Origin of the sequence: Vibrio sp. 779(2023), from assembly GCF_033344285.1 — a bacterium.
Taxonomy (GTDB): Bacteria; Pseudomonadota; Gammaproteobacteria; order Enterobacterales; family Vibrionaceae; genus Vibrio; species Vibrio alginolyticus.
In genome coordinates this window covers 1-7198 of the sequence record NZ_JAWPOM010000047.1, presented here as the reverse complement: position 1 = coordinate 7198, position 7198 = coordinate 1, and the positions used below count along the sequence as shown (strand labels likewise).

General features: G+C 42.1%; 9 protein-coding genes and 2 pseudogenes. 7 read left to right on the top strand and 4 right to left on the bottom strand.

Annotation, left to right across the window (positions count from 1 at the left end; genetic code table 11):
* Positions 1-346: pseudogene (locus R8O70_RS24625) on the top strand (hypothetical protein); the annotation flags it as partial.
* 57 nt (positions 347-403) lie between these two features.
* On the opposite strand, the gene R8O70_RS24620 reads toward R8O70_RS24625, so the two are convergent.
* Positions 404-1294: a replication initiation protein gene (locus R8O70_RS24620; RefSeq protein ID WP_012615284.1), complete on the bottom strand. Its 891-nt coding sequence runs from the start codon at positions 1292-1294 to the stop codon at positions 404-406.
* A gap of 634 nt (positions 1295-1928) precedes the next feature.
* Between R8O70_RS24620 and R8O70_RS24615 the strand changes: the two genes are divergently transcribed.
* From R8O70_RS24615 to R8O70_RS24605, 3 genes are all read left to right on the top strand, one after another.
* Positions 1929-2585 carry a quinolone resistance pentapeptide repeat protein QnrVC5 gene (locus R8O70_RS24615; protein WP_000361705.1) on the top strand — a complete coding sequence of 219 codons (657 nt, stop codon included), beginning with the start codon at positions 1929-1931 and terminating at the stop codon, positions 2583-2585.
* 162 nt (positions 2586-2747) lie between these two features.
* Positions 2748-3221 carry a trimethoprim-resistant dihydrofolate reductase DfrA31 gene (dfrA31, locus tag R8O70_RS24610; protein WP_000703246.1) on the top strand — a complete coding sequence of 158 codons (474 nt, stop codon included), beginning with the start codon at positions 2748-2750 and terminating at the stop codon, positions 3219-3221.
* A 155-nt stretch (positions 3222-3376) separates the two neighbouring features.
* Positions 3377-3769, top strand: a complete 393-nt coding sequence (locus R8O70_RS24605; protein ID WP_000884724.1) for a hypothetical protein — start codon at positions 3377-3379, stop codon at positions 3767-3769.
* Positions 3770-4159: 390 nt separating this feature from the next.
* On the opposite strand, the gene R8O70_RS24600 is transcribed toward R8O70_RS24605, so the two are convergent.
* From R8O70_RS24600 to R8O70_RS24590, 3 genes are read right to left on the bottom strand one after another with little or no spacing between them, the layout of a single operon-like run.
* Positions 4160-4444, bottom strand: coding sequence for a type II toxin-antitoxin system RelE/ParE family toxin (locus R8O70_RS24600; protein WP_012615283.1), 285 nt, complete (start codon positions 4442-4444; stop codon positions 4160-4162).
* A complete protein-coding gene (locus R8O70_RS24595) occupies positions 4437-4679 on the bottom strand; it encodes a type II toxin-antitoxin system ParD family antitoxin (RefSeq protein ID WP_012615282.1) in 243 nt (80 codons plus the stop codon). Before R8O70_RS24595 ends, R8O70_RS24600 begins: the two co-directional genes overlap by 8 nt.
* Positions 4680-4722: 43 nt before the next feature.
* The gene (locus R8O70_RS24590; protein WP_225452192.1) at positions 4723-4950 is read right to left on the bottom strand and encodes a hypothetical protein; all 228 of its coding nucleotides are present in this window, start codon (positions 4948-4950) and stop codon (positions 4723-4725) included.
* A gap of 648 nt (positions 4951-5598) precedes the next feature.
* Between R8O70_RS24590 and R8O70_RS24585 the strand changes: the two genes are divergently transcribed.
* The 3 genes and pseudogenes from R8O70_RS24585 to R8O70_RS24575 all read left to right on the top strand — a co-directional run.
* Positions 5599-5919, top strand: a complete 321-nt coding sequence (locus R8O70_RS24585; protein WP_102137291.1) for a hypothetical protein — start codon at positions 5599-5601, stop codon at positions 5917-5919.
* Positions 5912-6820, top strand: a complete 909-nt coding sequence (locus tag R8O70_RS24580) for a tyrosine-type recombinase/integrase (protein WP_102137292.1) — start codon at positions 5912-5914, stop codon at positions 6818-6820. The genes R8O70_RS24585 and R8O70_RS24580 overlap by 8 nt, the downstream gene beginning before the upstream one ends.
* Positions 6817-7198 (top strand): annotated as a pseudogene (locus R8O70_RS24575) (hypothetical protein); the annotation flags it as partial. The gene R8O70_RS24580 and the pseudogene R8O70_RS24575, both read left to right, overlap by 4 nt.

Here is a 7198-nt window from a genome sequence, read left to right as displayed (position 1 = left end):
CGAAAACATAAAACGAGAATACCAAGGTCAAGTTGAGAAGGATATCGTAAACAAACACGCCAAAGAAGCGAAACGACTCAACAAGAAAGAAAACGAGATCTACGCTATCAAGCAGCAAACAGAGAACAAGGAAGTGGCGTTACAAAAGCAAATAAGAATAGTCAATCACGCACACCGTCGACAAAACCAACAGACACAGAGTAAGTTAGGTCAAAGAGATCGACTGAGCGCAGAGAAGAAAATAATGGCAGAGTTCTTAGATGAAATAGACTGGAAGTTCACGGATGGAACAAAAATCACGTATACCGCTCTAGCAAGATTAGCAAAGAAACATAGAGGCCATTAATCAGATAACAACCCTAAAAAGGGCTGTTATCTGATATAGCTTGTTTAGTGCCACACATTACAATTTGCCAGTCGACTTCCAACGGAAGTAAGTTCTTCGACTGATACCAAGCTCAACCCAAGGTTCGTTAAGGCTAGGTCTACCTCCACCTTTTGAAACTTTTCCACCCTTAGCACCTTTCTTAGCGTGCCATTGGCTTTTCTTTTCTGGCGTGAATTCTCGATACGTCCAGTTAGCGATCGACTTCGCTATCGCTTTCACTTCTGACACGGGCAAAGGAACATTGAACTGGCTATTCGTACTTTCTACTTTGTCGTAGACGGCTGCATTCCACTTTCTTTTGTAGTTAGGCGCCCAGTATTCCCGAATCGCTCTATATGCCCACTGACGAGTGTTATCGAACAACTCACAGTTACGGCCAAGACCAGACGTTTCGCTACCACGTAACGGGTGGCCTTTCAGATCGAGGTATTCCGCCAGTTCATCGAGTGTGTACTCGTACTCTGTCCAAAACTCATTTTGCCAATGTGGGTGCAGTGGATTTTTCGTCAGTAGTCCTGCGAATCCACGATCCGCTTTCAGACGCTCAATCATCGCGGATTCAATCGCAGCTGCGTAGCGAATAGGTTCACTATGCGCGATATCAGACGTACAGAATGGAACTTTCAAGCGATACGCAATGTGTGCGTGTGCGTTCTCTGGGTTCTTTGAAGTCCAATATGGTGTGGGAAGATCGTTGTCGTACCAAGCCAACACACCGCCTTGTCGATCAATATCAAAGACAAGGTAAGTGACCAACTTCGGTTGGTTCACTTGCAGATATTTTTTCTTAATCGCTGTACTTTTTGGGCGTATGTAAGTGACACCGAGTTCATCGGTGCAATACGGCTTATGAGGAAGCGTCTCGATTAGATCGAGTTGAAATGCGTTTGATTGTTTAGCTTTCACACATAACTGCACTTATGGCGGTTACGTGTGGATTGTCTTTGTCTTTCCATGTGTTAAAATTACCTTAAGCTTTAGCCCTGATAACTCTCCATTCCGCCAAGTTTGAATGAGTTTCGGGGCTTTGTTTTATCTAGAGTTAATCTTACTCCTCAATACCTTACTTCGCAATTTCCCTTCGCTTTTCTTGCTTTCAGGCACAAAAAAGGCCGCTATAGCGACCTTTCGAGAATCATTGTTCTACCGAAACACTGCACTTCGCACAAAGTGACATTACGTTAAATCCCACTCTTCACATTAAGCGACATGTTACCACCTAACATGCCGAATTTATCTTTAAGTCTTTGAATTTATGTTGACCATGAAAGATTAAATGAGCTTAGATCTGAGTAGAAATACGGCTTTTCGCCGTATAGAAAGCGTTATGTGTTTTTCTTGCAAGCGCCATGATTAATCAAAACTTTTTTCTAGCCATGCGGCATGGGTGAATTAAAAAACGGTGCCTTAGAGCGTCAATTTGGCGCCTTATTTTTGCGATTTTAAGTGGTTGTAAGTTGCTGTTTTTAAGGTGTTTATTTTTCTTGAGAACTGGTTGGTAAATGTTAGTCTTCGACTCAAATAGAAAGAGGGCTAGAAAATGGATAAAACAGACCAGTTATATGTACAAGCAGACTTTTCACATCAAGACATGAGTGGTCAGTATTTTAAAAATTGCAAATTTTTCTGCTGTTCCTTTAAACGAGCGAACCTCCGCGATACACAATTTGTAGATTGTTCTTTCATTGAACGAGGTGAATTAGAGGGGTGTGATTTTTCTTACTCGGATCTTAGAGATGCATCTTTTAAAAACTGCAGTCTTTCAATGTCGTATTTCAAAGGTGCAAATTGTTTTGGTATCGAGTTCAGAGAATGCGATTTAAAGGGTGCCAATTTTTCTCAAGCTAGCTTCATGAATCAGGTATCGAACAGAATGTATTTTTGTTCAGCTTATATAACAGGTTGTAATCTTTCATACGCCAACTTTGAAAGGCAGTGTATCGAAAAGTGTGATTTGTTTGAGAATAGATGGATTGGCGCAAATCTGAGTGGTGCATCATTTAAAGAGTCTGATTTAAGTCGGGGAGTATTTTCTGAAGGGTGTTGGAGCCAGTGTAGGTTGCAAGGTTGTGATTTGAGCCACTCGGAGTTGTATGGTTTAGACCCTCGGAAAGTTGACCTTACAGGTGTAAAAATCTGTTCGTGGCAGCAAGAACAACTTTTAGAGCAATTAGGTTTAATAGTAGTTCCTGACTAAATTTGATGGTTTGAACACACACATAACAAACGCCTCAAGAGGGACTGTCAACGCGTGGCGTTTCCAGTCCCAATGAGCCGCTGTGGTTGCAGTTGTTGTGTTTGAGTTTAGTTGTTATGCGTTGCCAGCCCCTTAGGCGGGCGTTAGCCCTCAGGAGGAAAAATGAAAATATCCATTATGGCAGCAGTTTCTGAGAATGGAGTAATTGGCTCTGGATTGGATATACCTTGGCATGTACAAGGTGAGCAGCTCCTGTTCAAAGCTATGACTTACAATCATTGGCTTTTAGTCGGTCGTAAAACTTTCGACTCAATGGGTAAACTTCCCAATAGGAAATATGCTGTGGTTACTCGCTCAGAAATGGTCTCGAATGATCCAGATGTTATTTATTTCACCAGCATTGAATCGGCATTATCTTACTTAGACAATACGACAACACATGTCTTTGTTTCTGGTGGTGGTGAAATTTACAAAGCATTAATCGAACAAGCAGATGTTATCCATCTTTCAGTGATTCATAAGCACATCTCTGGCGACGTGTTTTTCCCTTCAGTTCCACAGAGTTTCAAACAAACATTTGAGCAAAGTTTCAGTTCAAATATTGATTACACGTACCAAATTTGGGCAAAGGGCTAACAAACTGTTTAAGAGGGATTCACAACGCGTGGCATTTTTACTATGCGTTGGTTTTAGTGGTTAAGGCGGTATGCGGAAGCTTCGGTATTGCGTTGCTCACCCCTTAACAGGGCGTTAGAGCACTCCTAGTAAAGTAACATAGAGTTAACAAAATAATGTTAGATAAATTAGTTGGTAAGGTTATTAATTTCAAAGCGGTCACTAAAACCAAGGTACAGTTTGAATTAAGTGAAAATAATTGTGTAATCGAACTTCAAGTATCTGATGCTTGGGTTATTAATCGTAATGATGAAGTTACTGTTGTCGGCGAGCGGGACTCAAAAACAGGTAAGTTTATTGCCTATGCTTACAATAACCACACAAAGGGAGTATTTGGTAAGTATGATGCCCAAGTAGTAGGTGGATGGTTGTTTGTTGTTATTGGGCTATTCTTTTTTTGGGCTATTTTTCCACTGTTCTTACATGTTCCTGCAGGAATCAAACAGATTTCGCTTGGGAAAAAAGTTAACGAAGCTTTTGACTTGGTGACACAGAGCAAAGTGCTCTAACAAAGCATTTAAGAGTGATTCGCAACGCGTGACTCTGTAACGAAAATCACCTCCCCCTATTGATTAATGTATACCAATTTCATAGAACCACTTGAAGATGTATACATTAATCAGAATCCAAATTTATGCCTGAGCCACACTCAAAATCGGTGTCTATTATTCCTATTATGTTAAACGGGCGAGTTAGCTATCAAAAACAGCCCTTAGAACGCCATCAGAGGCTCTAGGCACGTTTTTAAGCACTTACTATGCCCTACTGACCCAGAAATCGGGCTGAAAGTTTGTGACGCTTTTCAGGCGATTTACAGGGCAAAGATGGCGCTGTTCGTTTGAAACAAAAAACGCCCTCTAAGGGGCGTTTTTCTAGGTTTTATCAAAAAATTAAGTAATTTAAAGATGCAACATTGGGTTCATCTGTTGGTGCAAGATCCGGATAACAAAGATATCGAACTCTCGAACTCGATAAAAAATGGCGTGTTTCTGATGATCATGACGACGTACGCCAGAACGAAGTTCGGAACAATCTCGACCAATGAATGGTGCCTCTGACAGAGTTTGTAAACATTGTTCCATTTCATCGGTGTAGTTGTCGGCTTGCTCTGCGCCAAAATTTAAAAAGGTATATTCGTAGATATCCCCAAAATCGTCTGCTGCTTTTTGGGAAAGTTTATACATGCAGCTTGGCCTTTCTTCTTGCTGCCACTTCTTTTAATGACAAGGAACACTCTCCGCTCGCCTCACCCTCATCGAGCGCTTTTCGCAGTAAGTCTTGTTGATTCTCTTGTTGTTCGAGTAGTCGCAATGCACTTCTCATCACTTCACTTGTTGAGCCATAACGACCTGTTGCGATCATTCTTTCGATAAAACAATCAAGAGATTCTCCGATTGTGACGCTTGTTGTTCTAGCCATAAAATCACCATGTGTTAATTATTAACACACCTAGTATACCTCTTCATTTTCTCTTTTTCGCTAATTGCTTATCACACCATGCCATGAGCTGTTCGGCTTTCAATGTTATTACCCCCAGAGCCAACATACCCAAGATGTAACTCCACCCCAAAGCATTCCCCCAACCCGGTATGTTGTCACTCACCACAATGAAAACAGCGCAAAATGATAATGCTGTAAAAATAACTCGAATAAACATAACAGCCTCTTTCTCATAGATTCTTTTATCCACCTTACCATCAGCGTTTTGTTTCCTAAGTTTGGCTCTTGATCATGCAGCTCAAAAACGCCTAGCGTTCAAAATGCACATCACCGGCCCAGGATAAACTTGCAGTTTATCTTGGGCTAGTGATGCGACAAGCGCAGCGCGTCAGTTCGTGAGGGGCTACTGCCCCTAACCCCGTCAAATTCACTCAAAGCACCGCCCTGTTGCTACGCAATTCAGGCGGTACTTTTCGCAAATTTCGCGAGCCTACTCGCGCTATGTAGAATTTAAAAATTCCACATAGCGCGAGCTTTAATAAGCTTTTATATAATTTCACGCAACAAAAAGCCTGCAACAAAACAATATTGCAGATAAAACGTGAAAATGTCACAATGGAATTTCCATAGCCCACTGCTGCTTATGCAGGAACCTGACCTCTACAACCTCCTTGGTTTGGTCTGCGAAAATCAAATCCGCGCTTAGTCAGAGAACTAAAAAATGATTTTGCCTCAGGGGAGTACGGCCTAGTTAACACCGTACACGTTGGTTTTAATTACTGATACCAACGGTGCTTCTCAAAGCAGCGAAACACAAAAATCAGTACGCACTTCACTGGCGGAAAGTGAACGTGAAAAGGTGTGAACAGTCGGCCTTGCTATACGAAAAAAAGCAAAATTGGCGAACGGCAATGCCGTCTGGATATTTTTACGAAAATATTTAGCTAGTTCTTACGCCCACATCGAGATTTTTATGAGCTTTGATCCAGTAGCAGCGACCGAAGCTGCAAAAAAGACCCGTGCTTTACGCAAAGGCAAAAACTATAAGAAACGCACCTCTAAACTTGAACCGTTCCGTTCTGAAATCGCCAAAATGTACAAGCATGGCGCATCTTTAGAACTGATTGCTCTGCACCTCCAAACTGAACACAAGCAATATGCAGCTCGCAGTACCATCCTCCGATATATCCATTCCATCGGAGTAACACGCAATGGCTAAAGGGCACTTCGCAAAATCAGAAAAACAAGCCGCTTCTGTCATGAAAGAAATGCAGGGGAAAGGTAATGCCATAGAATCGGTGGGAACGGCGAGGAACTACGAACAAGCATTGAAAACCTGTTGCGATTATCTGAAAGAGTTCAAGCTTGGCTCTCTAAGAGAACTAACCCCAGAACAAGCAAAAAACTACATAGAGTTACGCGCTCACGAATGTAAACAAAGCACAATCGACATGGATCGTCAGGCAATACAAACAATGATGCAGCATGTCACACATAAGTTAGAACCCAATCAAACACTATACCCACCCAAAGAGCTTCCTACATCTAAAAAAGAAACTATTGAAAACTCTCGTTCTTACACGCCAGAACAGGTCAATGCGATCATTCAGCACCAAACCGAGCAACATGCACTCTCAACACAACTTTGTCATGAAGCGGGTCTACGCGCTCACGAACTGTACACACTACGACCTTCTGGCGAAGTAAATCCGAGTCCACGGGACGTACACCAAGATAAATTTTCCCAACTCCCCAATGACTCAAAAACCTACACGGTTCAAGGGAAAGGCGGTCTCATTCGTGAAGTTCAAATCCCCAACCATTTGGCAGAAAAGTTAGAAGAACGCAGACTCGATACACCACAGCAACTCTCTGACAGGGGCGTGAATTACGAATCGCATTACAACATAGCAGGAGGACACAAGTTTTCTGATGCGTTCAGCAAAGCGAGTTCTCGCGCTCTTGGGTACTCCAACGGAGCACACGGCTTACGCCATAGCTACGCACAAAACCGCTACGAACAACTGGCTAACCACTTTGAGCGTATCGATGTCATGACGATTATTTCTCAAGAGCTAGGGCATTTCCGCCCCGATATTACAGAGGTATACCTACGATGATTTGGGGATTTTTGACGGTAATTGTTGTGGGATTGGTATTGCTTTTTGCAGCACCATTTCTTGATTTTCTAACTCCCGATAGCACGATTTGGTTAGTAGACTTATCCAACTCAAATGGTCCTATTTTACTAGCACAAGGCGCAAAAACGCTCTGGTACCAATGGCAATCATGGGTTTACATATTCTTGTTTAGCCTCATGACAGCGTTCATTTTAGGTTTAATTTACAACGGCATTCGCACATTCGCAGATGAGTCGTTACTCAAAGCTAAGAAAGAATTAGCTAAAAAAACGAAAGAGATCGAAAACATAAAACGAGAATACCAAGGTCAAGTTGAGAAGGATATCGTAAACAAACACGCCAAAGAAGCGAAACGAC

Bases quoted from the DNA above. Each gene is read 5' to 3' on its own strand.
- R8O70_RS24615 (WP_000361705.1), top strand. From the start codon at position 1,929: ATGGATAAAACAGACCAGTTATATGTACAAGCAGACTTTTCACATCAA.
- R8O70_RS24600 (WP_012615283.1), bottom strand. From the start codon at position 4,444: ATGTATAAACTTTCCCAAAAAGCAGCAGACGATTTTGGGGATATCTAC.
- dfrA31 (WP_000703246.1), top strand. From the start codon at position 2,748: ATGAAAATATCCATTATGGCAGCAGTTTCTGAGAATGGAGTAATTGGC.
- R8O70_RS24580 (WP_102137292.1), top strand. From the start codon at position 5,912: ATGGCTAAAGGGCACTTCGCAAAATCAGAAAAACAAGCCGCTTCTGTC.
- R8O70_RS24595 (WP_012615282.1), bottom strand. From the start codon at position 4,679: ATGGCTAGAACAACAAGCGTCACAATCGGAGAATCTCTTGATTGTTTT.
- R8O70_RS24605 (WP_000884724.1), top strand. From the start codon at position 3,377: ATGTTAGATAAATTAGTTGGTAAGGTTATTAATTTCAAAGCGGTCACT.